This window comes from Streptomyces sp. NEAU-sy36, assembly GCF_013423905.1.
Taxonomy (GTDB): Bacteria; Actinomycetota; Actinomycetes; order Streptomycetales; family Streptomycetaceae; genus Streptomyces; species Streptomyces misionensis.
On record NZ_CP058977.1, the window covers coordinates 2,451,948 to 2,477,289 of the forward strand.

18 protein-coding genes are annotated in these 25,342 nt (G+C 74.8%); 10 read left to right on the forward strand and 8 right to left on the reverse strand.

The genetic code is table 11. The annotated features are described in order from the left end of the window. Positions 1–84: 84 nt before the first annotated feature. From HZZ00_RS11360 to HZZ00_RS11380, 5 genes are read right to left on the reverse strand one after another with little or no spacing between them, the layout of a single operon-like run. Positions 85–954: a biotin-dependent carboxyltransferase family protein gene (locus HZZ00_RS11360; protein WP_180332064.1), complete on the reverse strand. Its 870-nt coding sequence runs from the start codon at positions 952–954 to the stop codon at positions 85–87. A gap of 34 nt (positions 955–988) precedes the next feature. Next, entirely contained in the window at positions 989–1,606 is a 618-nt protein-coding gene (locus HZZ00_RS11365) for an allophanate hydrolase subunit 1 (RefSeq protein ID WP_180332065.1), read from the reverse strand. Next, complete coding sequence (locus tag HZZ00_RS11370; RefSeq protein ID WP_180332066.1) at positions 1,603–2,361, reverse strand: LamB/YcsF family protein; 759 nt, start codon at positions 2,359–2,361, stop codon at positions 1,603–1,605. The genes HZZ00_RS11365 and HZZ00_RS11370 overlap by 4 nt, the downstream gene beginning before the upstream one ends. A gap of 51 nt (positions 2,362–2,412) precedes the next feature. Then, complete coding sequence (locus HZZ00_RS11375) at positions 2,413–3,252, reverse strand: putative hydro-lyase (RefSeq protein WP_180332067.1); 840 nt, start codon at positions 3,250–3,252, stop codon at positions 2,413–2,415. After that, positions 3,249–4,553 (reverse strand): MFS transporter, encoded by a 1,305-nt coding sequence (locus tag HZZ00_RS11380; protein WP_180332068.1) that lies wholly within the window; start codon positions 4,551–4,553, stop codon positions 3,249–3,251. The genes HZZ00_RS11375 and HZZ00_RS11380 overlap by 4 nt, the downstream gene beginning before the upstream one ends. A 125-nt stretch (positions 4,554–4,678) precedes the next feature. On the opposite strand from HZZ00_RS11380, the gene HZZ00_RS11385 reads away from it, so the two are divergent. The 4 genes from HZZ00_RS11385 to HZZ00_RS11400 all read left to right on the forward strand — a co-directional run bounded on the left by HZZ00_RS11385 (position 4,679) and on the right by HZZ00_RS11400 (position 12,585). Continuing rightward, positions 4,679–5,380 carry a GntR family transcriptional regulator gene (locus HZZ00_RS11385; protein ID WP_180332069.1) on the forward strand — a complete coding sequence of 234 codons (702 nt, stop codon included), beginning with the start codon at positions 4,679–4,681 and terminating at the stop codon, positions 5,378–5,380. Between the two features lie 82 nt (positions 5,381–5,462). Then, complete coding sequence (locus tag HZZ00_RS11390) at positions 5,463–6,986, forward strand: hypothetical protein (protein WP_180332070.1); 1,524 nt, start codon at positions 5,463–5,465, stop codon at positions 6,984–6,986. A gap of 31 nt (positions 6,987–7,017) precedes the next feature. Beyond that, positions 7,018–7,896 (forward strand): hypothetical protein, encoded by an 879-nt coding sequence (locus HZZ00_RS11395; protein WP_180332071.1) that lies wholly within the window; start codon positions 7,018–7,020, stop codon positions 7,894–7,896. A gap of 54 nt (positions 7,897–7,950) precedes the next feature. Continuing rightward, on the forward strand, positions 7,951–12,585 hold the full coding sequence (locus HZZ00_RS11400; RefSeq protein ID WP_180332072.1) for a hypothetical protein: 4,635 nt from the start codon (positions 7,951–7,953) through the stop codon (positions 12,583–12,585). 137 nt (positions 12,586–12,722) lie between these two features. Here the strand turns inward: HZZ00_RS11400 and HZZ00_RS11405 are convergent, their stop codons facing one another. Both HZZ00_RS11405 and HZZ00_RS11410 read right to left on the reverse strand, forming a co-directional pair. Next, a complete protein-coding gene (locus tag HZZ00_RS11405; RefSeq protein WP_180332073.1) occupies positions 12,723–13,562 on the reverse strand; it encodes an IclR family transcriptional regulator in 840 nt (279 codons plus the stop codon). A gap of 216 nt (positions 13,563–13,778) precedes the next feature. Next, positions 13,779–14,231, reverse strand: a complete 453-nt coding sequence (locus tag HZZ00_RS11410) for a hypothetical protein (RefSeq protein ID WP_180333462.1) — start codon at positions 14,229–14,231, stop codon at positions 13,779–13,781. 388 nt (positions 14,232–14,619) lie between these two features. On the opposite strand from HZZ00_RS11410, the gene HZZ00_RS11415 reads away from it, so the two are divergent. Genes HZZ00_RS11415 through HZZ00_RS11435 form a run of 5 tightly spaced genes read left to right on the forward strand, consistent with a single transcriptional unit; the run spans position 14,620 to position 22,533 of the window. Then, entirely contained in the window at positions 14,620–17,418 is a 2,799-nt protein-coding gene (locus HZZ00_RS11415; RefSeq protein ID WP_180332074.1) for a nitrate- and nitrite sensing domain-containing protein, read from the forward strand. Further along, positions 17,415–17,849, forward strand: a complete 435-nt coding sequence (locus HZZ00_RS11420) for a roadblock/LC7 domain-containing protein (protein ID WP_070029982.1) — start codon at positions 17,415–17,417, stop codon at positions 17,847–17,849. The genes HZZ00_RS11415 and HZZ00_RS11420 overlap by 4 nt, the downstream gene beginning before the upstream one ends. Before the next feature lie 9 nt (positions 17,850–17,858). Then, the gene (locus tag HZZ00_RS11425; RefSeq protein ID WP_180332075.1) at positions 17,859–18,254 is read left to right on the forward strand and encodes a DUF742 domain-containing protein; all 396 of its coding nucleotides are present in this window, start codon (positions 17,859–17,861) and stop codon (positions 18,252–18,254) included. 24 nt (positions 18,255–18,278) lie between these two features. After that, on the forward strand, positions 18,279–21,953 hold the full coding sequence (locus HZZ00_RS11430) for a hydantoinase B/oxoprolinase family protein (protein WP_180332076.1): 3,675 nt from the start codon (positions 18,279–18,281) through the stop codon (positions 21,951–21,953). After that, complete coding sequence (locus HZZ00_RS11435) at positions 21,934–22,533, forward strand: ATP/GTP-binding protein (RefSeq protein ID WP_180332077.1); 600 nt, start codon at positions 21,934–21,936, stop codon at positions 22,531–22,533. The genes HZZ00_RS11430 and HZZ00_RS11435 overlap by 20 nt, the downstream gene beginning before the upstream one ends. A gap of 401 nt (positions 22,534–22,934) precedes the next feature. Here HZZ00_RS11435 and HZZ00_RS11440 read toward each other — a convergent pair whose 3' ends face one another. Further along, on the reverse strand, positions 22,935–24,587 hold the full coding sequence (locus HZZ00_RS11440) for a GGDEF domain-containing protein (protein ID WP_180332078.1): 1,653 nt from the start codon (positions 24,585–24,587) through the stop codon (positions 22,935–22,937). 191 nt (positions 24,588–24,778) lie between these two features. On the opposite strand from HZZ00_RS11440, the gene HZZ00_RS11445 reads away from it, so the two are divergent. Further along, positions 24,779–25,315 (forward strand): NUDIX domain-containing protein, encoded by a 537-nt coding sequence (locus tag HZZ00_RS11445; protein WP_180332079.1) that lies wholly within the window; start codon positions 24,779–24,781, stop codon positions 25,313–25,315. The last annotated feature ends 27 nt before the right edge of the window (positions 25,316–25,342 follow it).

A 25,342-nucleotide genomic window follows, 5' to 3' on the forward strand; every position in this document is an offset into this window, starting at 1 on the left:
GGGTTCGGGCCGGGCGGGTCGAGGGAGGCGGGGCCGGGCGTTACGCGGGCGGGCGCCGGCCGGCGTGCGGGGCCGGCCGATCGCTCACCACCGTCGCACCGGCACGAACCGCACCGGCGTCCCCGGCACCGCCTGGGCCGCTGCCGCGAGGTCGGTCGGCCGGACCACCGCGATCACCGGGTAGCCGCCGGTGGTCGGGTGGTCGGCCAGGAAGACCACCGGGCGGCCGTCCGGCGGTACCTGCACGGCGCCCAGCACCATGCCCTCGCTGGGGAGTTCGGCGTCCCGGGCCCGCTGAAGGGCCGGGCCCTCGGTGCGCAGGCCGATGCGGTTGCTCGCCGGGGAGACCCGGTAGGCGCGCGTGGCCAGATCGCGCACCGCCCGCGCGGTGAACCAGTCCGCGCGCGGCCCCGGCGTCACCCGAAGCACCAGCTCGGCCGGCGGCCCCGGCTGCGGCGCCCCGTCCAGCCGCGCGGGCGGCCCGGCCGGCCGGCCCAGCGGCAGCACCGTGCCCTCGGCGAGCGGGGCCGGACCCAGTCCGGACAGCAGATCGGTGGCGCGGCTGCCGAGCACCGGCTCCACGGCGATGCCGCCGCGCACGGCGACGTAGCAGCGCACCCCGGCCACCGCCGCGCCCACCTCCAGGAGTGCGCCGGCCGGGACCACGACGGGCGCGCCCCAGGGCGCCGGCCGGCCGCCCACCGTCACCGGGCAGGGCGCCCCGCCGACCGCCACGGTCACCGTGGAACGGGCGCGCAGGGCACAGCCGTCGACCGTCGTCTCCAGCACGGCCGCGTCCGGCGGGTTCCCGGTCAGCCGGTTGACGAGCGCCGCCGCCCCGGGGTCCAGCGCCCCGGAGCGGGGCACCCCGAGATGCGCGTACCCCGGCCGCCCGAGGTCCTGCACGGTGGTGAGCGCCCCGGGTCGTACGACGACGAGAGCACGGTCGGTCATGACTCCTCCACCGGTCCGGCGCCCGGCCCGCCGCTCACCGGTCCGCCACCGGGACGAACCGCACGCGGGTGCCCGGGGAGAGCAGTGCGGCGGGGTCGCGGGTGTGGTCCCACAGGAGGGCGTCGGTGGTGCCGATCAGTTGCCAGCCGCCGGGCGAGGTGCGCGGGTACACCCCGGTGTACGGTCCCGCGAGCGCGACCGCGCCGGCCGGGACCGCCGTGCGCGGTGTGGCCCGGCGCGGGACGTCGTAGCGGGCCGGGAGCCCGGTGAGATAGCCGAAGCCGGGTGCGAACCCGCAGAAGGCGACCGTGAACTCGGTGCCCGCGTGGATGCGGGCCACCTCCCGCTCGGACACCTGCCAGTGCGCGGCGACGGCCGCGAGGTCGGGGCCGTCGTAGCGCACCGGCAGTTCCACCGGCGGCAGCGCCCGCTCCGGGGGCGGCGCCTCGGTGGGCGAGGTCAGTTCGGACACCCAGCGCTCCGGCTCGGGCAGCCCGTCGAGCAGGACCGTGCGCGCGGCCGGCACGATCTCCCGGACGGCCAGCGTGCCGTCCGCGCGGCGCCGCAGCAGTGCCGCGTGCAGCGACCGCACCTCCTCGGCCGAATCCACCTCCAGCAGCAGCGCGTCCTCCCCGACGGGCAGCGCCCTCATGCGAAGGCCTCCACCCGCACGCCCGCCGCCACCAGGCGCGCCCGCACCCGCCGGGCCAGCTCGACCGCGCCGGGGGTGTCGCCGTGCAGGCACAGTGAGCGGGCGTGCACCTGGATGCGCGCGCCGGAGTGCGAGGTGACCACACCGGAGCGCGCGAGCCCGACCGAGCGCTCGACGACCGCGTCCGCGTCGCTCACCACCGCGCCGTCCCGGCCGCGCGGCACCAGCGTGCCCTCGTCGGTGTACGCGCGGTCCGCGAACGCCTCCGGCACCGCCGCGAGGCCCGCCTTCCGGGCCAGTTCCAGCAGCCGGGAGCCGGGCAGGCCGAGCACCGGCAGCGTGGCGTCCGCGAGCAGCACGCCGTCGATCACCGCGCCGGCCTGCTCCTCGTCGTGCACCACCCGGTTGTAGAGCGCGCCGTGCGGCTTGACGTACGCCACCCGGGCCCCGGCCGCCCGGGCGAACACCTCCAACGCCCCTATCTGGTAGGCCACTTCGGCCGCCAGTTCGGCGGGCGGCACCTCCATCGCGCGCCGCCCGAACCCGGCGAGGTCCCGGTAGGAGACCTGGGCGCCGATCGTCACCCCGCGTTCGGCGGCCAGGTCGCAGACGCGGCGCATGGTGGCCGCGTCCCCGGCGTGGAAGCCGCAGGCCACGTTGGCGCTGGTGACGACGGACAGCAGCTGTTCGTCCTCGGTGAGCCGCCAGCGGCCGAAGCCCTCGCCGAGGTCGGCGTTCAGATCGATCGCGGTCATGGTCGTTCCCGTGTCCTTCGGTTCGTCGGGTCGTTTTTCGGCGCGCCGCGGTCAGTCGATGCCGACCAGCCGGTACTGCTCGTCGCGCGCGTCGGTCAGGAACATCTGGCCCGGCGCGTGCGTGATGGCGAACGGTGGCCGGGAGGCCATCACGGCCGCCTGGGGGGTCACCCCGCAGGCCCAGAACACCGGGATCTCGTCCTCCTCGACGGTCACCGGGTCGCCGAAGTCCGGCCGGCCGAGGTCGGCGATGCCGAGGCCCGCCGGGTCCCCGCAGTGCACCGGACCGCCGTGCACGGCCGGCAGCAGGCTGCTCTCCTTGATCGCGGCGCCCAGCCGGCCCGGCGGCACCGGGCGCATGGACACCACCATCGGTCCGCTCAGCCGGCCCGCCGGGCGGCACGGCCGGTCGGTGATGTACATCGGCACGTTGCGGCCCTGCTCGACATGGCGGACCGGCACGCCCGCCCGGACCAGCCCCCACTCGAAGGTGAAGCTGCACCCGATCAGGAACGCCACCAGGTCGTCCCGCCAGTACGCGCGCACGTCGGTGGGCTCGTCGACCAGTTCGCCGTCCTGCCACACCCGGTAGCGCGGCAGATCGGTGCGCAGGTCCGCGCCCTCGGCGAGCACCGTCACCGGGGAACCGGCGTCGGTGACGTCCAGCACCGGACAGGGCTTGGGGTTGCGCTGGCAGAACAGCAGCATGTCGTAGGCCCAGTCGGCGGGTACCGCGATCAGGTTGGCCTGGGTGTGGCCGGCCGCGACCCCGGCCGTGGGGCCGGCGAGGCCCGCGCGGAACCGGGCGCGCGCGGTGCGCGGGCTCCAGTCGGGCGACCTTCGTTCGGTCGTGGTGACGGGACGGTCCTCGGTGCTCTGCACCCGTGTCATGCCAGTTCCTTCCCGCGCGTCTCGGGCAGTCCGAGCAGCGCCAGTGCCGCGAGCCCGTAGCCGACCGCGCCGAAGACCAGCGCGCCGCCCACGCCCCAGCCGTCGGCCAGGAAGCCCACCAGGGTCGGGAAGACCGCGCCCACCGCGCGGCCCGTGTTGTACGTGAAGCCCTGTCCGGTGCCGCGCACCGCCGTCGGGTACAGCTCGCTCAGGTAGGAGCCGAAGCCGCTGAAGATGGCCGACATGCAGAAGCCGAGCGGGAAACCGAGCACCAGGAGCAGCGTGCCGGCGCCCGGCGGGATGTGCGCGTACGCCAGCACGCACACCGCCGACAGCAGCGCGAACAGCCAGATGGTGGCGCGCCGGCCGAGCCGGTCGGTGAGGTGACCACCGGTCAGGTAGCCGAGGAACGCGCCGGAGATCAGCAGGGCGAGGTAGCCGCCGGTGCCGACCACGGACAGGCCGCGTTCCGTCTTGAGGTACGTCGGCACCCAGGTGGCCAGCGTGTAGTAGCCGCCCTGGACGCCCGTGGAGAGCAGGCAGGCCAGGAGCGTGGTGCGCAGCAGGCCGGGGGCGCCGTTCCGGCCCGGCCGGAAGATCGCGGTGAACGAGCCGCGCCGCGGGTCCTGTTCACGGGCCGCCAGCGCCACCGGCGCGTCGCGCACGCTGCGCCGCAGCCACAGCACCAGCAGCGCGGGCAGCGCGCCGGTCCAGAACATCACCCGCCAGGCCAGGTCGTCGCCCGCGAGGGAGAAGACCAGCGTGTAGGCGACGGCGGCCAGCGCCCAGCCGACGGCCCAGGAGCTCTGGACCACGCCGAGCGTACGGCCCCGGTGGCGGGCGGAGGCGTACTCGGCCACCAGGATGGCCCCGACCGCCCATTCGCCGCCGAAGCCGAGGCCCTGGAGCGCCCGGAAGACCAGCAGCGTCTCGTAGCTGGGCGCGAAGCCGCAGGCCACCGTGAACACGGCGTAGGTGAGCACCGTGAGCACCAGGGCCCGGACCCGGCCCACCCGGTCGGCGAGCACGCCCGCCAGGGCCCCGCCGACGGCCGAGACCACCAGGGTGACGGTGGTGAACAGACCGGTCTGGCCGCTGTCCAGGCCGAAGTAGGCGGAGAGCGCCACCATGCTGAGCGGCAGCGTGAAGTAGTCGTAGGAATCCAGGGCATAGCCGCCGAACGCGCCGGCGAACGCGCGTCGCCCGTGCGGGCCGAGGTCGCGGTACCAGCCGAACGCGCCGGCCTGCTCGGCGCGTTGGGCCGGAGGAGCGGTGGCCGGTGGCGGTGGGGTCGTGCTCATGGGCACCTCGCAGAAGGGGACGGAGGGTGCGGAAAGCGAGCCGTGCCGAGCACCGTAGAGGATCGTTCAACGATCCTTCAATACCTATGTTGTCTCGTTCCGTCGGCTGCGGTTGAATTCCGGGCATGGCAGAGCAGCTTGCGGGACTGGCCGACGACCGTGCCCTCCTGGGCCGCACCAGCACGGCGGAGAGGGTTTCGGACATCCTCAGGAGCCGTGTCGCGGACGGGTACTTCCCGCCCGGCACCCGGCTGTCCGAGGACAGCATCGGCGGGGCGCTCGGCGTCTCCCGCAACACCCTGCGCGAGGCGTTCCGGCTGCTCACCCACGAACGCCTGCTGGTGCACGAGCTCAACCGGGGCGTGTTCGTACGGGTGCTGACCGTCGAGGACGTCGAGGACATCTACCGCACCCGCTCCCTCGTGGAATGCGCCGTGGTGCGCGGTCTCGGCGAGCCGCCGTACCCCCTGCGGGGGATGGCCGACGCGGTCGCCGAGGGAGAGAAGGCGGCCGCCGAGGATGACTGGAAAACGGTGGGTACGGCCAACATCCACTTCCATCAGGAACTGGTCGCCCTCGCCCGCAGCGAACGCACCGCCGAGCTGATGCGCAGTGTCTTCGCCGAGCTGCGCCTCGCCTTCCACCTGGTGGACGAGCCGCGGCGGCTGCACGAGCCCTACCTGTCCCGGAACCGCCAGATCCTGCGCGCGCTCCAGGCCGGGGACCGGCGCGCGGCGGAGACCCTGCTGGAGACGTACCTGGCCGACTCCCTGGAGCGGGTGGTGGAGGTCTACCGCCGCCGGGTCGGGGAGGAAGGCACCCCCTGAGGAACGCCGGGCACACCTCGGCAGACGGCTCGGCGGGCTCCCGTTTCGGTGGATGTCAGACAGAGGACCTAGTCTGTGCACCGTGACTTCCCCCGCACCGACGGAACCCGCTCCGCCCCAGCTCAGCGCCGCCCCGCGCCCCGCGCCGGGCCCGGCCGCCGACGAGGGGCTGGCGCGTCGGCTGCGCGCGCTCGCCTGCACCGCGCCGCTGCACGACCTCGACGCGCGCAAGGGGAGCCTCGCCGGCGAGTACTCGGTGTACGGCATGGCCGAGGTGGCGCTCGCCGCCATCGACCTGGTCACGCTCAACATGGACTTCGACACCGGCGCCGACCACGAGCAGATCGTCGCCCGGCTGATCCCGCGCATCGCCGCCCAGGCCCCCCGGCGGCCCGCCGCCGAGCACGAGCGGGTGGCCCGCTGGGTGCTGGAGAACCTGATCAACGTCGGCAGCGTGGACCGCGGCTTCCGCGCCGTCTACGGCACCTTCGCCGCGGACGGCACCTACGTCCGCCGCGACTACGACTTCAAGCTGATCGAGGAGGTACCCGGCCCCGGTGGCACGGTGTACCTGCGCACCACCGACGAGGCGGTCAACGTCCTGGTCGGCGCCCTCGACACCGACGTCACCAGCGCCCAGATCGCCGCCGAGGTCAAGCTGGAGGTGCTGATCAACCGGGGCAGGCTCGCCGACGCCCAGCTCGCCGCCGAACAGGCCCGCTACCGCACGGTGCAGTACTCCGAGACCCTGCGCCGCGCCCTGGAGGCCACCCGGCGCAACGTCCGCGCGGTCGACTGGCTCAACGCGGTGCCCGACATGATCGCCGAGGCCCTGGACCACGTGGCCGACCGCTACCGCCACGAGAACGCGATCCTCACCAACATCCGCAAGGCCCGCGACGAGACCGAGGAGCCCGAGCACAAGCGGCGCGCCGCCGAACTGGTCGACATCGTCAAGGACTGCATCCGCCGGCACACCCAGCTCCAGTCGCGCCTGCTGGAGGCGGGCCCGCTGTTCCGCGCCGAGCAGGACCGGCAGGCCTTCGCCGCCCCCGCGACCACCTCCGGGATCGACCTGTACGGCCATCTCGTCGCCCCCGTGCTGCCGCTGCCCGTCGCGGAGGCGACCCGGGTCACGGACGCCTTCTTCGCGCACGGCACCGGCCTGCGCACCCCGGTGGCGGTGCGCGTCGCCGACCTCGTGGACATACTCCTGACGCCGCCCGTGGAGCGCGAGCACCTGGGCGCGGAGATGCCCGAGCCCGACCTGATCGCGACCCCGGACGACAGCCGGTTCAGCGAGGAGCAACTGGCCGCCGCCATGGAGCTGCTGGACCTGCCCGCCGACGCCCCGCGCCGGCTGTCCGGACTGCTGGCCGAGGCCCGGCGCACCGGGGACCCCGAGCTGGCCTACCTGGTCGCCCTGCTGGCGGTCCACGCGGCCAGTCCCGCCGTCGGCACCGCCTACCGGCAGGGCGAGGAGAAGCTGCTGTTCGCCGTGGACGACGGCACCGAACTGGACGACCCCGAGTTCGGCGGCGCCGACCTGATCGTCGGCACGGCGCTGCTGGACGCGGCGGGCATGGCGGCGGACCGGGCAGCATGAGCAAGTCAGAAAGCGACAAGGAGTCAAAGCCGTGAGCGAGCACGTCGAGTGGAGTGACACCGAGGCCCCGGCCCCGCCGGCCACCTCCGCCGTCACCCCCGCCGACGCCGCCGACGCGGCGCGGCTCGTGGCCTACGGGCTCCAGCCCAAGCTGCAGCCCGCCCGCGACCAGGACTACACCGAGCTGCTGCGCCGCTACCGCGAGGACCCGGCGTTCGCCCGGCTCGCCGACGCCGTCGCCACCGGCCTGGGCCTGGTCGTCCTGGAGGTGTCCCCGCGCGCGGGCATGGCCGTGACCGCCGCCGAGGACTCCGTGTTCGCCGTCCGCATGGGCGACTACGCGCGTCGCACCACCGCCGACTCCGGCGACCGCTTCCTGCACGGACTCGCCCATCTCGCCGTCGCCGCCCTCGCCTTCCCGCGCCCCGAGGACCTCGCCGACGACGGCTACATCGGCCGGGTCACGGTCAACGGCGTGGACGCGTTCGTCCGCCAGGCCTGCCGCCGCATCGAGGAGCGCGCCGAGGAGCAGGGCGAGAACACCGACCCCGCGACCGACGCGCCCGGCCTGGAGGCCGCCTGGCGGATCTGGGCCAGGCGCAGCGCCACCGGCGCCACCAAGGACGCCCGCCGGCCCGCCTCCTCCACCACCGGCATCGTCGCCAAGGCCCTCGCCTTCCTCACGGACTCCGGTTTCCTCCAGCGCACCGGCGACGACAGCGGCGGCACCTACCGCACCACCGCCCGCTACCAGCTCCAGGTCCGCGACATGGCCGGCACCGCCGCCATGGCCGAACTGCTGGAACTGGGCGTGGTCCCGGTGACCGACGGCAGCGCCAGCCTGCTGCCCGCCGAGGACACCGACGACCTGGAACTGGTGGCCGACGCGGGCCTGCCGTTCCACTCCTGACGCGCGAAGCGCCCTCGAACGACCGCACCTGAACCAGACTTACGAGAGTCCGCCATGTACGAGCTGTCCCGGGTCCGCCTCTATTCCATCGGACCCGCCGGTGCGCGCTACGCCGACACCGTGCTTGACCTGCGGGGCGTCGGCGAGCCCGTGCCCGATCCGGCGCCCACCCAGGCGGAGTTCTTCGAGGAGGAGCCGTCCGGGCCGCCGCGCCGGCCCGCGCCCGCGGGCGTGCTCTTCCTGGAGAACGGCGGCGGCAAGTCCGTGCTGCTCAAGCTGATCTTCTCGGTGATGCTGCCCGGCCACCGCAACACCCTCGGCGGCGCCAGCTCCGGCGTGCTGCGCAAGTTCCTGCTCGCCGACGACTGCGGCCACGTGGCGCTGGAGTGGCAGCACGTGCTGACCGGCGAGTGCGTCGTGGTCGGCAAGGTCAGCGAGTGGCGCGGCCGCCAGGTCTCCAACGACCCGCGCAAGTTCGCCGAGGCCTGGTACTCCTTCCGGCCCGGTCCCGGACTCAGCCTGGACAACCTCCCGGTCGCCGAGTCCACCGCGGTACGGCCGCCCGTGGAGGGCGCCTCGGGTGCCCAGGGCCGCCGCCGCACCATGAAGGGCTTCCGCGACGCCCTGATGGAGGCGGGCAAGGCATACCCGCACCTGGAGGTGCACTGGGAGGAGATCCACGAGCGCTGGACCGACCACCTCGGTGAACTCGGTCTCGACCCCGAACTCTTCCGCTACCAGCGGGAGATGAACGCCGACGAGGGCGAGGCGGCCGGCCTCTTCGCGGTCAAGAAGGACTCCGACTTCACGGACCTGCTGCTGCGCGCGGTCACCGACACCCGGGACACCGACGGCCTCGCCGACCTCGTCAGCGGCTTCGGCAACAAGCTCGGCCGGCGCGCCGAACTGATCGCCGAACGGGACTTCACGGCCGGCTCCGTCGACCTGCTCGGCCGGATCGTGGAGGCCGCCGACGCCCGCGCCCGCGCCCGCGACATCCACGCCGGAGCCGAGCGCCGCACCCGCACCCTGGCCCGGCGGCTGTCCGCGCGCGCCGTCCAGGAACGGATCCGGGCCACCGACCTCGCCCAGCGGGTCACCGCCGCCGCGTACGCCGTCACGCACTCCGAGGGCGCCCGCGAGCGCAGCTCCCTGATCGCCGCCGAACTCGCCTACCGGCACGCCTCGCTGGCCCTCGCCGCCGCCGAGAAGGCCGCCGCCGCGCAGAAGCGCGAGCTGGCCGACGCGCGCACCCTGCACTCCGCCTGGCAGGCCGCCGAGGCCGTGCTGCGCCACCGCGCCGCCGCCGACCGCGTCGCCCGCGTCTCCGCCGCCATCCAGGAGGCCGAACGGGACGCGGCCCCCGCCCTGGCCGCCCGCGCCAAGGCCGCCGTGGACCTCGTACGCGCCCTGCACGCGGCCGCCGAGAACGCCGAGAACCTGGCCAACGAGGGGGAGGAGCGCTCCGCCGCCCTCCAGGAGGCAGGCGACTCGGCCTACCGCGACTCCACCGCCGCCGCCACCGAGGCCCAGCGCGCCCGCAGCGAGGCCGGGCACCTGCGCCAGCGGCTCGCCGAGGTCGAGCAGGAGACCGCCGAGGCGGTCCGGGCCGGCTGGCTGGACGACAGCGCCCCGGACGCCGACCCGGCCCGCGCCGCGCTCGCCGCCGCCGACGCCGAGAAGAGCGCCGTCGCCGCCTGGGACACCGCCCGCGAGGCCGCCCGCAAGGCCGCCGAGCAGGCCCGTGAGACCGCCGCCGCGGAATCCCGCGCCGAGCTGACCGCGGCCCGCGCCGCCGACGCCGCGACCGCCGCCGAGCGCGCCCACGAGGCCGAGCGGCGCCTCGCCGACTCCCTGGCCGCGGAGGAACGCCTCGCCGAACTGCTGGGCCTGCCCGGCACGGCGGCCCGCGCGGGCCTGCCCGCCCAGCGCACCGAGGAGGCCGACGCCGGCCCCCGCGCGGACCGGGACGACACCCCCGGCGGCCCGCTGTCCGCCACCGAACTCGACCGCTACGCCGACGAACTGAGCGAACTGCTGGCCGACGCCGTCGGCACCGCCGAACGCCAGCTCTTCGAGCTGCGCACGGCCGCCGCCGACGACGCCCGCATCCTCGGCGCCCTGGGCGACGGCGGACTGCTGCCGCCCGGACCCGATGTGCTGGCCACCGTCGAGTTCCTCGGCGAGCACGGCATCCCCGCGCTGCCCGGCTGGCGCTATCTCGCGCAGGCCGTGGACCCCGCCGACCACGCGCGGGTGCTCGCCGCCCGCCCGGAACTGGTCGACGGCGTGATCATCACCGACCCGGACACCCACGCCCGGGCCCGCGAGGCACTGAGCGACGCCGCCCTGCTGCCCCGCTCCGCCGTGGCCGTCGGCACCGCCGCCGCACTGCTCGCCCCGACCCCCGCCGAGGGCACCAAGCCCGCCGGCGTGTTCCTGGTGCCGCCGAACCCGGCCATGCACGACGAGCACGCCGCCGACGAGGAACGCCAGGCCCTGCGCGCCCGCGCCACCGCGCGCGACGAGGAGATCCGGGTGCTCGCCGCCCGGCTCGGCAAGGACCGCGAACTCGCCGCCCGGCTCGCCTCCTGGCGCACCGGCTGCCCCGCGGGCCGCCTCGCCGAACTGGCCCGCGCCGCCGAGGAGGCCCGCGCCTTCGCCGAGGAGTCCGAGGCCGAGCTGGCCGAGGCCCGCACCGCGCGCGCCGAGGCCGAGGAGGCCGCCGCCGAGGCCGCCCGGCTCCGCGACGAACGGCAGGAGGCCGCCCAGAAGGCCCGCCGTGCCGCGGACGCCCTCGCCGGACTCGCCTTCCGGCTGCGCGAACGCGCCGGCTGGCAGGCCCGGCTCCGCGAACTCGCCGACGAGGCCGCCGAGTCCGAGGCCCGCGCCCAGACCTGTCTGGAACGCGCCCGCGCCGCCGACGAGGACCGGCGCGCCGCCCAGCGCGCCGCCGACGACGCCCGCCGCACCGCCCGCGCCCTGCGCGCCGAGCGCTCCGAGATCGCCGGCGCCCCCGACGACGTACCGGCCCTGGACGAGGACGCCCCCAAGGCCTCCCTGCCCGCCCTGCGCGAGGCCTACCGCGCCGCCTCCCAGGTGTACGAGAAGGTCGGTGTCGGCGCCGACCTGCGCGCCGAGCAGGCCCGCGCGGAGAGCGACGAGAGTGCCGCCCGCGCCGAACTGGACCGGCTCAGCAACAAGGTCCGCACCCGTGCCGAGCAGCTGCTCGAATCGCCCGACGGCTCCGACGGGCCGTCCCGGCAGGCCGCCGCCGCCCGCGCCGAGGAGCTGGTGCAGCTCCTGGAGACCCGCATGTCCACGGCCAGCGAGCAGCTCGGCCGGCTGCGCGGCGAGGCCGAACGGCACGCACCCGAGGACGGCGAGGCGCACACCCGGCTGCCCGAGGACCAGGAGCCGCGCGACGCCGAGCACGCCCAGGCGCTGCTGCGCACCGCCACCGGCGAACTGGCCGCCCGCACCGCCGCGTTGGCCGAGGCGCGGGACGCCCACGCCGAACTGCTGGCGGCCCACCGCGCCGCCGAGGACGCGGCCGGCGGCTTCGACGAGATCGCCGCGATGCTCCGCGACCTGCTGCGCGAGCAGGCCGGCGACGAGGAGCAGGACGCCCCGGAGCCGTACCCGGGCAGCCTGGAGGAGGCCCGGCAGTCCGCCGCCGAGGCCCGCCGCTCGCTGCGCGGCTGCGCCGCCGACCTGTCCGCCGCCGAGGCCGCCGTGCGCGAGGCGAGCGACGTACTGGTCCGGCACGCCAACTCCACCCGCTACGAGCAGGTCCGCACCCCCGCCCGGCAGCAGATCCGCGAACTGCCCGCCGCCGCGCTGCCCGAGCACGCGCAGAAGTGGGCGGACGCCTTCGCGCCCCGGCTGCGCGTGCTCACCGACGAACTGGCCCAGCTGGAACGCAACCGCGACTCGATCGTGGACCGGCTGCGCGGCCTCGTGGAGTCGGCGCTGGCCACCCTGCGCTCCGCCCAGCGCCTGTCCCGGCTGCCCGAGGGCCTCGGCGAGTGGTCGGGGCAGGAGTTCCTGCGCATCCGCTTCGAGGAACCCGACCAGGCCACGCTGACCGAGCGGCTCGGCGAGGTCATCGACGACGCCACCCGCGCGGCCGTCAAGAAGAACTCCGATCTGCGCCGCGACGGCATGTCCCTGCTGCTGCGCGGAGTCGCGGCGGCGCTCCAGCCCAAGGGCGTGGCCGTCGAGATCCTCAAGCCGGACGCGGTGCTGCGCGCCGAGCGGGTCCCCGTCGGCCAGATGGGCGACGTCTTCTCCGGCGGCCAGCTGCTCACCGCGGCCATCGCCCTGTACTGCACGATGGCCGCGCTGCGCTCCAACGACCGGGGCCGCGACAAGCACCGGCACGCGGGCACGCTGTTCCTGGACAACCCGATCGGCCGCGCCAACGCGACCTACCTGCTGGAACTCCAGCGCGCCGTCTCCGACGCCCTCGGCGTCCAGCTCCTGTACACCACGGGCCTGTTCGACACCACGGCGCTTGCCGAGTTCCCCCTGGTCATCCGGCTGCGCAACGACGCGGACCTCAGGGCGGGCCTGAAGTACATCAGCGTGGAGGAACACCTGCGCCCCGGCCTGCCGCAGCAGCCGCAGGCGGGCGAGACGGTGCACAGCGAGATCACGGCGACCCGGATGTACAAGAAGCCGGCGTGAGCACCGGGCGCCCGGGGGAACGGCCCGGGCGCCCGCTGTCGCGCGGGGCACGAGGGACCGCGCGAAGGGGAACAGCGCCGGTGGGACCGCGCCGCGGGGCCGGCGAGGGAGCGCGCGGGCCCGCGACCCGCGGACCGTCAGAAGCCGTATCCCATACGGCGGGACAGCTCGGTGCCCGCCGCCACGGTCCGCTCGGCCACCTCGGTCAGCCGGTCCGGGCCGAGCCGGTACACCGGTCCCGAGACGCTGATCGCCGCGATCACCTCGCCGTCGTGCGAACGGACCGGCGCGGCCACCGCGGCCAGGCCCAGCTCCAGCTCCTCCAGCGTCACCCCGTAGCCCTGCTCCACCACGGCCTGCAACTCGGCCCGCAGCGCCGAGGCACCGGTGACGGTGCGCTCGGTGAACCGGTGCAACGGCCGCGCCAGCAGACCCTCGCGCAGGGTGGGCGGCATGTGCGCGAGCAGCACCTTGCCGCTGGAGGTGGCGTGCAGCGGGGTGCGCCGGCCCAGCCAGTTCTGCGCGGTCACCGCCGCGGTGCCGCGGGCCTGCATGATGTTGACGGCCGCGTCGTCGTCCAGCACCGCGATGTTCACCGTCTCGCCCAGCTCGTCGGCGACCTCCCGGCAGACCGGGACGCCCTCCTGGGAGATGTCCAGCCGCACCGCCGCCGCCCCCGCGAGACGCAGGACGCCGGCCCCCAGGTAGTACTTGCCGCGGTCCTTCGCCTGCGCCACCAGGCCACGGTTCTCCAGGACGCCCAGCAGCCGGAAGGCCGTGGACTTGTGCACGTCCAGCTCCTCGGCGATCTCGGTGACACCCGCCTCGCCGTGCCGGGCGAGGATCTCCAGGACGCTCACGGCGCGGTCCACCGACTGCACCGCGCCGGCCGCTCCCCGGCCGCCCGTCCTCTCCCGGGCCCCCGAGCGCGCCGTGCTCTGGTCGCCGGGGCCGGACTCTTCACGTGTACGGGGCATGGCCGAGCTGTCACCACCTGCCGGCCCGCTTCGGGCCGCATCTGCGGGAAGCCCTGACGCGACGGTCGTGCCGCCCGGATTCTGTTGCGCATGGCGCTCATGGATGCGTCATACGAAACATCATGCTACCGAAGCGCGCCTCCCGCGGTGTCGGCGGCAACCCGGTCGCCTGCGCCGCCGGACTCAGGCCGCGCTCACCGGGTCCGTGCGGGACGCTCAGGAATGCGACAGCCGCTCCCTGCCACCCCGCCGCCGTATCCGCTCCTGCTCCCGCAGCGCCGCCCGCTCCTGACGTCGGCGGGCACGCCGCTCCCGGCGCAGTGCCCGGGCGGTGCTGCTCGGCTCGGAGATCACGCCGTACCGCTGGTTCCACACCTGGCGGGTCACCCACACGTCGACCACGGCCCAGGTGGCCACCACGGTGCTCGCCACGCTGCTGATCACCATGGGGAACGCCAGCCAGGACCCGGCCATGGTGCTCAGGAAGGCCACCATCGCCTGTATCAGCGTCAGCGAGATGACGAGCAGCGCCCGCACCGCCGCCGTACGCACCGGGTCGGGCAGCGGATGCCGCCGCGCGGGCTCCTCCACCCACAACGGCCGGTACTCCCGCTGCGCCTCGCCCCGCTCCGCAGTGCCCTTCACGCTGTCACTCCCCACCGCCGGCAGACCGCTCGCCCCGAAGTCCGAAGACCCGACTCCCCACTAGCTGCCCGGCTTGCGCTGAATTACGCCGCACGAGGTGCGGGACAGGGCCTTCCCGGCCCATTCCGCCCCCAACTCCCGTAGAGAAGGACGAACAAGACCGACCGAAGATTCCCGGCTGGGAAAAATTCCGGCCAACGCCTTTCCCGCCCCGGTGCCCGGCCCCGGCGCACCCCGGCCGGATCGTGGTGGCAATCTCCCGCAATGCCCGGACAACTCGCCCTCCGCCGCCGCGGGGACGGAAGTTCACCTTCCAGACAAGCCTTCGAGCCCGCTGTGTGTCGGTAGTAGGCTCGCGCCGTTTGTTGACGCACATGCGCACCCCCGGCCGGGGGTCGAGCTGGGGGAGGCCATGCGCTTTCGCGGGAAGTCGATCCGCCGGAAGATCGTGGCGCTGCTTCTCGTGCCGCTGCTGTCCCTGACCGCCGTCTGGGGCTTCGCCACCGTGGTCACGGGCCGGGACGTGGCCCAGCTCTTCCGGGTCTCCGATGTCATGCAGAACATCGGCTACCCCACCGAGGACGCCGTCCGCGTCCTGCAGCAGGAACGCCGGCAGACCCTCGTCTATCTCGCCGACCCGCGCGCCTCCGACTCCCTGTCGGCGCTCCAGCGCACCCGCACCGCCACCGACGGCGCGATCGCGAAGATCCGCGAGAACGCGAGGAAACGGCACCTCCGCCACGGTCTCGGCACCCAGGGCGGCGAACACCTCACCGCCGTACTGGACGCCTTCACCGGGCTGGACTCGCTGCGCCACAGCGTCGAGGACGGCACCACCAGCCGCGCCCAGGCCTACGAGCTGTACAACCGGCTGATCGACCCCTGCTACGCGCTGCTCGGCGGCCTCGACGGCATCGACGACGTCGACATGGACAAGCAGGCGCACGCCCTGGTCAACGTGACCCGAGCCCGCGAACTGCTCTCCCGAGAGGACGCCCTGCTCGGCTCCTCCCTCGTCGTCGGCCGCCTCACCCGCGCGGAGACCCGCGAGATCTCCGACCTCGTCGCCCAGCGCACCCTGCTGTACGACATCAGCCTGCCGCTGCTGCCCGCCGCCGAACGCGAGCGCTACGAACAGTTCTGGACGAACGCCGGCACCGCCCCGCTGCGGGTGGCCGAACAGACCGTCATCGACAACGGTTCCGGCACCCCCGGCGAGGTCACCGCCCAGAGCTGGGACGCCGCCGCGGGCAGCGTCCTGGACGACCTCGGCAGCCTGGACGACCAGGCGGGCGACCGCTTCCAGGACCGTGTGCACCCCGTCGCGATGCGGGTCATCGCCCAGGCCGCGATCGCGGGCCTGCTCGGCCTGCTCGCCCTCCTGTTCTCCCTCTTCCTGTCCGTGCGGATCGGCCGCGGCCTCATCCGGGACCTGCGCCGGCTGCGCCTGGAGGCGCACGAGGCGTCCGGCGTCCGGCTGCCCGGCGTGATGCGCCGCCTGTCGGCGGGCGAACGGATCGACGTCGAGACCGAGGTGCCGCGCCTGGAGTACGACAAGAACGAGATAGGCGAGGTGGGCCAGGCCCTCAACACCCTCCAGCGCGCCGCCGTCGAGGCCGCCGTCAAACAGTCCGAACTGCGCGCCGGCGTCTCCGAGGTCTTCGTCAACCTCGCCCGCCGCAGCCAGGTGCTGCTGCACAAGCAGCTCACCCTCCTCGACACCATGGAGCGCCGGACCGAGGACACCGACGAACTCGCCGACCTCTTCCGCCTGGACCACCTCACCACCCGTATGCGCCGGCACGCCGAGGGCCTGGTGATCCTCTCCGGTGCCGCGCCCTCCCGGCAGTGGCGCCGCCCCGTGCAGCTGATGGACGTGGTCCGCGCCGCCGTCGCCGAGGTCGAGGACTACGAGCGCGTCGAGGTCCGCAGGCTGCCCAGGGTCGCCGTGACCGGCCCGGCCGTCGCCGACCTCACCCACCTCGTGGCCGAACTGCTGGAGAACGCCACGGTGTTCTCGCCCCCGCACACCGCCGTGCAGGTCATCGGCGAACGGGTCGCCAACGGCTTCACCCTGGAGATCCACGACCGGGGACTCGGCATGACGGCCGAGGCACTGCTCGACGCCAACCTCCGCCTCGCCGAGACCCCCGAGTTCGAACTCTCCGACACCGACCGGCTCGGCCTGTTCGTGGTCAGCCGGCTCGCCCAGCGGCAGAACGTCCGCGTCTCGCTGCAACCCTCGCCCTACGGCGGCACCACCGCCATCGTCTTCATCCCCGACGCGCTGCTCAGCGACGAGGTACCGGACACCAACGGCATCGGCTTCCGCCTCGACCGGGCCGCGAAGAACCCCGGGCGCCCGGCCGGGGGTTCCCGGACCGCGGCACAGCTGCCCGGCCTGCCCACCACGGTGCTCGACGGCCCCGTGGAACTGGAGTCGCCCGTCGACCTCGACGACCTGGACGACTTCCCCGGCGCCCTGCCCGACGAGGACAGCGAGCGCGGCGGACTGTTCCGCCCCCGCCGCGCCATCGGCCGGGGCGACGACCCCGCCGAGGACCGGTCGGCCGACCGGCCGGCGGGGGAGGGGGACGGCGCGCCGGGCCCGCGCCCGCTGCCCCGGCGCCAGCCGCCCAAGCTGGTCAGCTCGCACGGCAAGCCGGTCGTCGGCCAGCGCCCCCGCCGCCCCGAGCCGGGCCGCCGGGGCCCCGAGGACCCGGAGCGGACCGCCCCGGACCCGGACCACACGGACGAGAACCCGCCCCGGCCCGAGCGCGGCGGGCCGGCGCCGCTGCCCCGCCGCACCACGGCCGCCCGGCGCCGGACCGAACCCGAAGACCTCCCGGGCGCCGGGGAGGCCGCCCCGACCAGCGGCTCCGCCGAGGCCCCAGGTGCCCCGGCGCTGCCCCGGCGGACCGGGACCGCCCCCGGCGGACCGGCCCGCGCCGCCCTCCCCGGCGGTACGGACACGGGCGAGGGAGCACTGCCCCGGCGCGTCCGGCAGGCCAGCCTCGCCCACCAGCTCAGGCAGGACCCCGAACGGCGCTCCGGGCGCGCACAGGCGCCCGCCGACCGCGACGCCGACGAGGTCCGCAGCCGTATGGCCTCGCTCCAGCGCGGCTGGCAGCGCGGCCGCGAGGAGAACGCCACGGGCGACACCGCCCGCGATGGCACAGCACAAGGAACCACTAAGGGGGACGGTCGATGACCGCACCGAAGGCGACCGACCACACGGCGACGGGCAACAGGGAGCTGAACTGGCTCCTGGACGACCTCGTCGACCGCGTCGCCAGCATCCGCAAGGCCGTCATCCTCTCCGGGGACGGACTGCCCACCGGCGTGTCCAAGGACCTGACCAGGGAGGACGGCGAGCATCTGGCCGCCGTGGCATCCGGCTTCCACAGCCTCGCCAAGGGCGTGGGCCGCCACTTCGACGCGGGCGGCGTCCGGCAGACCGTGGTCGAACTGGACGACGCCTTCCTGTTCGTCACCGCCGCCGGGGACGGCAGCTGCCTCGCGGTCCTGTCCGACGCCGACTCCGACGTCGGACAGGTCGCCTACGAGATGACGCTCCTGGTCAAGCGGGTCGGCGATCATCTGGGCACCGCCCCGCGCACGGACCTGCCCGCGGGCGGGTAGTGGGATGACATGAGCGGAGACGGTCAGGTGACAAGCCACTGGTTCGACGACGAAGCCGGACCGGTCGTCCGTCCGTACGCCATGACGCGCGGCCGTACCACCAGTGCGGCCCAGCACCGCCTCGACCTGATCGCGGTGGTCGTCACGGAGCCCGGCGCGGGCGACGCGGACACGGACCCGACGCTCTCTCCCGAGCACGTGGACATCGTGGAGCTGTGCCGCACCGCCCCGCAGTCGGTCGCCGAGCTGGCCGCGGAACTCGACCTGCCCATCGGCGTGGTCCGGGTCCTCGTCGGCGACCTCGTGCACGCGGAACTCGTCCATGTCACCCGGCCGGTGCCCCCGGCCGAGCTGCCGGACGAGAGTATCCTGCGCGACGTGATCAACGGCCTGCGGGCGCTGTGACCGGCGCGGAAGCGGAGAACTGACGTGACAGGCTGGCAGTTCTGGGTCGACCGGGGCGGCACCTTCACCGACATCGTCGCGCGTCGCCCGGACGGCCGGCTGCTCACCCACAAGGTGCTCTCCGACCTCCCCGGCCGCCCGCACGCCGGGCCCGGCCCGGGCGGCCCCCGCCCCGCCACCGACGCGGCCGTCGCCGGCATCCGCGCCCTCCTCGGCGACTCCCGGGAACCCGTCGAGGTCGTGCGGATGGGCACCACGGTCGCCACCAACGCCCTCCTGGAACGCACCGGCGAACCCACCCTCCTGGTCATCACCCGGGGCTTCGGCGACGCCCTGCGCATCGCCTACCAGAACCGGCCGGCCATCTTCGCCCGCCGCATCGACCTGCCCGAACTGCTCTACGAACGGGTGATCGAGGCCGACGAACGCATCGCCGCCGACGGCACGGTGCTGCGCGCCCCCGACCTGGACGCGCTCGCCCCGCAGCTGCGCGCGGCCTACGACGACGGCATCCGCGCCGTCGCCGTCGTCTGCCTGCACAGCCATCTCCACCCCGCACACGAACGCGCCATCGGCGAACTCGCCGCCCGCACCGGCTTCCCGCAGATCTCGCTGTCCAGCGAGGTCAGCCCGCTGATGAAGCTCGTCCCACGCGGCGACACCGCGGTGGCCGACGCCTACCTCTCGCCCGTGCTGCACCGCTACGTCCGCCACGTGGCCGGCGAACTCCACGGCGTGCGGCTGATGTTCATGCAGTCCAACGGCGGGCTCACCGAGGCGGGACAGTTCCGCGGCAAGGACGCGGTGCTGTCCGGACCGGCCGGCGGCATCGTCGGCATGGCCCGGATGTCCCAGCGGGCGGGCTTCGACCGGGTCATCGGCTTCGACATGGGCGGCACCTCCACCGACGTCTCGCACTTCGCCGGCGCCTACGAACGGGTCTTCGACACCCGCGTCGCGGGCGTCAGGCTGCGCGCGCCCATGCTGGACATCCACACCGTGGCCGCGGGCGGCGGCTCCGTGCTCCACTTCGACGGCTCCCGCTACCGCGTCGGCCCCGACTCGGCCGGCGCCGACCCCGGCCCCGCCTGCTACCGGGCGGGCGGCCCGCTCACCGTCACCGACGCCAACGTGATGCTCGGACGCATCCAACCCGCCCATTTCCCGGCCGTGTTCGGGCCCGGCGGCGACCAGCCGCTGGACGTGGCACTCGTCCGCGACCGGTTCGGCGCGCTCGCCCACGAGATCCACGAGGCCACCGGCGACCGGCGGACCCCGGAACAGGTGGCGGAGGGCTATCTGCGGATCGCCGTCGCCAACATCGCCAACGCCGTCAAGCGGATCTCCGTCCAGAAGGGCCACGACATCACCCGGTACGCCCTGACCACCTTCGGTGGCGCGGGCGGCCAGCACGCGTGCCGGGTCGCCGAGGCGCTCGGCATCCGCACCGTCCTCGTACCCCCCATGGCCGGGGTCCTCTCCGCGCTCGGCATCGGCCTCGCCGACACCACCGCCATGCGCGAACAGTCCGTCGAGGCCCCGCTGGAGCCCGCCGCCATGCCCGGCATCCGCGCGACTGCCGCCGACCTGGAGGCGGCCGCCCGCGCCGAACTCGTCGCCGAGGACGTCCCCGAGGACCGTGTCCGGGTCACCCACCGCGCCCAGCTCCGCTACGACGGCACCGACACCACCCTCACCGTCGAACTGGCCGAGCCCGACGCCATGCGGCACGCCTTCGAGGACCGGCATCGTGCCACCTACTCCTTCACCCTCGACCGCCCGATCGTCGTGGAAGCCCTCTCCGTCGAGGCCACCGGCATCACCGCACCCCCCGATCTGTCCGCCCTCGCCCCGTACGAGGGACGGCCCGCCGCACCCGGGACCGTCCGCCTGCACACCGGCGGCTCCTGGCGCGACGTACCCCTGCACCGCCGCGAGGCCCTCCCTCCCGGCGAGCGGATCACCGGCCCGGCGGTCGTCACCGAGGCCGGCGCGACGACCGTCGTGGACGACGGCTGGCGGGCCGTGGTGCGCGACGACGGGCATCTGGTCCTGGAACGCACGGCGCTCACGCACGGTTCCCGCGCCGACACGGAAACCGACCCGGTGCTCCTGGAGGTCTTCAACAACCTCTTCATGTCGATCGCCGAACAGATGGGCGCCCGCCTGGAGTCCACCGCCCAGTCCGTCAACATCAAGGAACGCCTGGACTTCTCCTGCGCCCTGTTCGACCCGGACGGCAACCTGGTGGCCAACGCCCCGCACATCCCCGTCCACCTGGGCTCCATGGGCACCAGCGTCAAGGAGGTCATCCGCCGTCGCGGCACCGCGATGCGACCGGGCGACACCTACGCCGTCAACGACCCGTACCACGGCGGCACACACCTGCCGGACGTCACCGTGATCACCCCGGTCTTCGACACCGACTCCCCCCAGGGCCCGGGGCACCGGCCGCGCCTCCTCTTCCACGTCGCCTCCCGCGGCCACCACGCGGAGATCGGCGGCATCGCCCCCGGCTCCATGCCCGCCCACAGCCGCACCATCGAGGAGGAGGGCGTCCTCTTCGACAACTGGCTGCTCGCCGAGGGCGGCCGCTTCCGCGAGGAGGAGACCCGCCGCCTGCTCACCGAGGCCCCCCACCCCTCCCGCAACCCCCGCACCAACCTCGCCGACCTGCGGGCGCAGATCGCCGCCAACCAGAAGGGTGTCGACGAGGTCCGCCGCATGATCGGCGAGTTCGGCCTCGACGTCGTCCAGGCCTATATGCGGCACGTCCAGGACAACGCCGAGGAGGCCGTCCGCCGCGTCGTCGACGCCCTGGACGACGGGGCGTACGCCTACGAGACCGACTCCGGAGCCGTCATCCGCGTCCGGGTGCGCGTCGACCGGGCCGAGCGCCGCGCCACCATCGACTTCACCGGCACCTCGGCACAGCTCGCCACCAACTTCAACGCCCCCTCCGCCGTCGTCAACGCGGCCGTCCTGTACGTGTTCCGCACCCTGGTCGCCGACGACATCCCGCTCAACGACGGCTGTCTGCGCCCGCTGGACATCATCGTGCCGCCCGGCTCCCTGCTCGCGCCCGAGCCGCCGGCGGCCGTCGTCGCCGGGAACGTGGAGACCTCCCAGGCCATCACGGGCGCCCTGTACGCCGCGCTCGGCGTCCAGGCCGAGGGCTCCGGCACGATGAACAACGTCACCTTCGGCAACGAACGCCACCAGTACTACGAGACCGTCGCCTCCGGCTCGGGCGCGGGCGACGGCTTCCCCGGCGCCGACGTCGTCCAGACCCACATGACCAACTCCCGGCTCACCGACCCCGAGATCCTGGAGTGGCGGCTGCCCGTCCGCCTCGAAGAGTTCGCCGTCCGGCACGGCAGCGGCGGTGCCGGAACCTGGCGCGGCGGGGACGGCGCCGTACGCCGCATCCGGTTCCTGGAGCCCATGACCGTCTCCACCCTCTCCCAGCACCGTCGCGTGCCCCCGTACGGCATGGCGGGCGGCGCACCCGGGGCGCTCGGCGCCAACCGGGTGGAGCGGGCCGACGGCACGGTCACCGACCTCGGCGGCAGCGGCTCCACGGACGTCCGCCCCGGCGACGTACTCGTCATCGAAACCCCCGGTGGCGGCGGCTACGGCCGGCCGTCGCCCGATCCCCAGCAAGCAGGAGAAGCGAACGATGGTGTTCGGCCGTTCTGAGCACGGCAAGCCCCCGGTGGAGCCGGTCACGCTCAAGATCCTCGTGGCCGGCGGCTTCGGCGTCGGCAAGACCACCCTGGTCGGCGCGATCAGCGAGATCAGGCCGCTGCGCACCGAGGAGACGCTCACCGAGGCCGGGCGCCCGGTCGACGACGTCAGCGGGGTGGAGGGCAAGCACACCACCACCGTCGCCATGGACTTCGGCCGCATCACCCTGCGCGAGGGCCTGGTGCTCTACCTCTTCGGCACGCCCGGGCAGGAGCGGTTCTGGTTCATGTGGGACGAGCTGTCCGAGGGCGCGCTGGGCGCCGTTGTCCTCGCCGACACCCGCCGGCTGGAGGACTGCTTCGCCGCCGTCGACTACTTCGAACGGCGCTCCATCCCCTTCCTGGTCGCCGTCAACTGCTTCGACGGCGCCGCCCGTTACCCCGCCGACGCGGTCCGCCAGGCGCTCGACCTGGACCCCCAGGTGCCGGTGCTGCTCTGCGACGCCCGCGAACGGGAGTCGGCCAAGGAGGTCATCATCGGCCTCGTCGAACACGCCATGCGCCGCCCCTCCGCCCACCAACTGACCACGTGACGACCCGGCCGCCCGTTCGTGAGGACGACCCGGGCGGGACGGACTGTCGGCAGGCCGACGGGCGGGTGCGGCTGGGCGGTCGGCGGGCCGTCCGGGGTCGACCGGGGCGGGCGGGGCGCCGGGCTCGCGGCGTCGCTCGGCCGTGCCCCGGGCGATCTCGGCGGGGCGGCCTCCGACGGCTGAGCCCCCGGCCGGGCGCGGCGGCTCCCGGCGCAGGGGTGCCCACCAGGGCTGGAGGGCCGTGCCGTGCGGCCGCGGGCTCGCCCCGCGGGGCGGCTTCGCCCGGGGCGCCCGGCCCCCGGCCTGTCGGCGGCCGGCCGGCGTCCTGGTCACCAGCCCCGCGCGCGGCCCGTGCGTGTCCTGCTTTCCAGCCGGCCAACCGACCGCAGCGCCACCCGAGTTCACCACCGCTGCTCGGCCGCCGTCCGTTCGCCCGGCGGCGCAGTCGTCGGCCCGCCGCCCCGACGGACCTCGTGGCCCGGTGTCTCCGCGCGCCCCAGCACCCAGCTCGCCCCGTCCAGCGCCTTGGCCGCCCGCTTCAGCGGTGCCAGACGTGCCGCGGCCTCGCGGTGGTCGCGCACGCCGCCCGGCCCGCAGACCACGGTCGCCAGCGACAGCGTGACCGGCCGCCCGCCCGCGGACCAGGGCGCGTCCAGCACGGCCGCGGCCAGCGGGGCGAGCGCCTCCTCGTCCGCCAGCACCAGGAAGTCGTCCCCGCCGATGTGACCCACCCGCGCCTGTCCGGCGACGGCCTGCGTCAGCGCCCGCCCCACCGACCGGATCAGCTCGTCGCCCGCGGCGAACCCGGCGCCGTCGTTGACCCGCTTGAAGTGGTCGATGTCCAGCCAGCTCAGCGCGAACGGCCGGCCCTGTGCGATGCGCCGGTCCACCTCGCCCGTGATCGCGTCCGAACCGGGCAGCCGGGTCAGCGGATTGAGCCCGGCCGCCTCCTCCACCCGGCTCTCCGCCAGCGCCCGCACCAGGTCCGCGAGCCGCACGACGCCCACGCACCGCTCGTGCGCGTCGACCACCGCCACATCGTCGCTGGTCCGGTCCCGGCCGCCGATCGCCACCACGTCCAGCACCTCCCAGGCGGTGGCGTCCGCCCCCACCGTGCGCGGCACGTCCGCCAGCCGGGCGGCCGGCCGGTCGGCGTACAGGGCGTGCCCGTAGCGCCCGGACATCGACAGCAGGAAGCGCGAGCGGTGCAACGAGCGGACGGGCCTGCCCGCCTGGTCCACCAGCAGCACCCCGGAGACGTCCGGGGAACCGGTGAGCAGGGCCCGTACCTGCCCGGCCGACGCCGTCACCGGCAGCACGGCGGCCGGGCGCACGAACTCCCGTACCGACGGCCCGGTCCGGGGCACGGCCGGGGCGCCGGGGGAGCGGGGCGGCACGTACACGTCCGCCGCGGGGATCCGGGCCGGCGGCGCGAACAGCTCGCCCTGCGCCAGCTGGGCCCCCGCCGACACCGCCACCGCGTACTGCGCCTCGGTCTCCACCCCCTCCACGGCGACCAGTGCGCCCAGTTCCTCGCACAGGGTCCGCATCGCCCGCACCGCGGCCGGCCGGGCCGGCAGCGAGGCGTCGAGCTTGACCAGGTCGGGGTCGAGGTCGGTGAGCAGCCGCAGCGGCACATCACCGTCCCCGACGCCGTCCGCGCTGATCCGGAACCCCTGCCCCCGCAGCGCGTCCACCGCCTCCAGCAACGCCCGCTGCGGCACGTGCGTGTACGGCGGTACGACGTCCAGCGTCACCTCCCAGGGCAGCCGCCCGGCCGCCCGCACGGCGTCGTGCAGCGGGGTGAGGCCGCCGAGGTCGGCGAGCGTGGCCGCGAACACGTTGACGTGCAGCGGCAGCAGCGTCTCCCTGCGCAGGGCCGCACGGAGCGCCAACACCGCGAGGGCGCCGTCCAGTTCGGGATCGCGGCGGGCCTCGGCCAGGACGTCGCCGGTCTCCGGGCGGGCGAGCGTCTCCAGTGCGGCGACCGCGCCCGTCCTCAGGTTGACCACCGGCTGGAAGGCGAAGCGGAGAGTGTCCGTCCAGGAGTGCACGGGAGCATGATGGCGCCGCCCGCGCACGCCCAGGGGGAGTTCATCGGACGTTCACACAGAATTTCCGGCCGATCACACAGAGTGGCGATCCCGGGCCCGCCGTCCGCCGTGTCCGCGCGACCGGAAAAGGGCGGGACCGTACCGCACGGCTTCCGGAAGACGTCCCTCCCGTGATCGGATACAGTCCGCGCGTGTCCGAAAAGAAGCAACCAACTGTCAACTCCGCGCTTGGCTCGCACTGTTCGGCCTGCGGAGTGCCCTATGGAGAGGGCGTCACCGGCTGGCCGCGCACCTGCCCGTCCTGCGGCACCGTCGCCTACCGCAACCCGCTGCCCGTGGCCATCGCGCTCCAGCCCGTCTACGACACCCAGGGCACCGCCCTGGTCGTCATCACCCGCGCCATCGCCCCGGCCCGCGGCGGCCTGGCCCTGCCCGGCGGCTACGTCGACGACCGCGAGGACTGGAAACAGGCCGTCGTCCGCGAACTCAAGGAGGAGACCGGTATCGACGCGGCCGCCCGTGACGTGCGGCTCGTGGACGCCATGAGCTCGCCTGACGGACATCTGCTGCTGTTCGGCCTGCTGCCCGAGCGCCCGGCCGACGTCCTGCCGCCCTCCGCCCCCACCGCCGAGACGACGGGCCGGCAACTGCTGCGCCGGCCCGAGGAACTGGCCTTCCCCCTGCACAGCGCCGCGGTGCGAGCCTTCTTCGAAGGCCGCTACATCTGACACCCACGGCCCGGCCGGGCCTCGCGC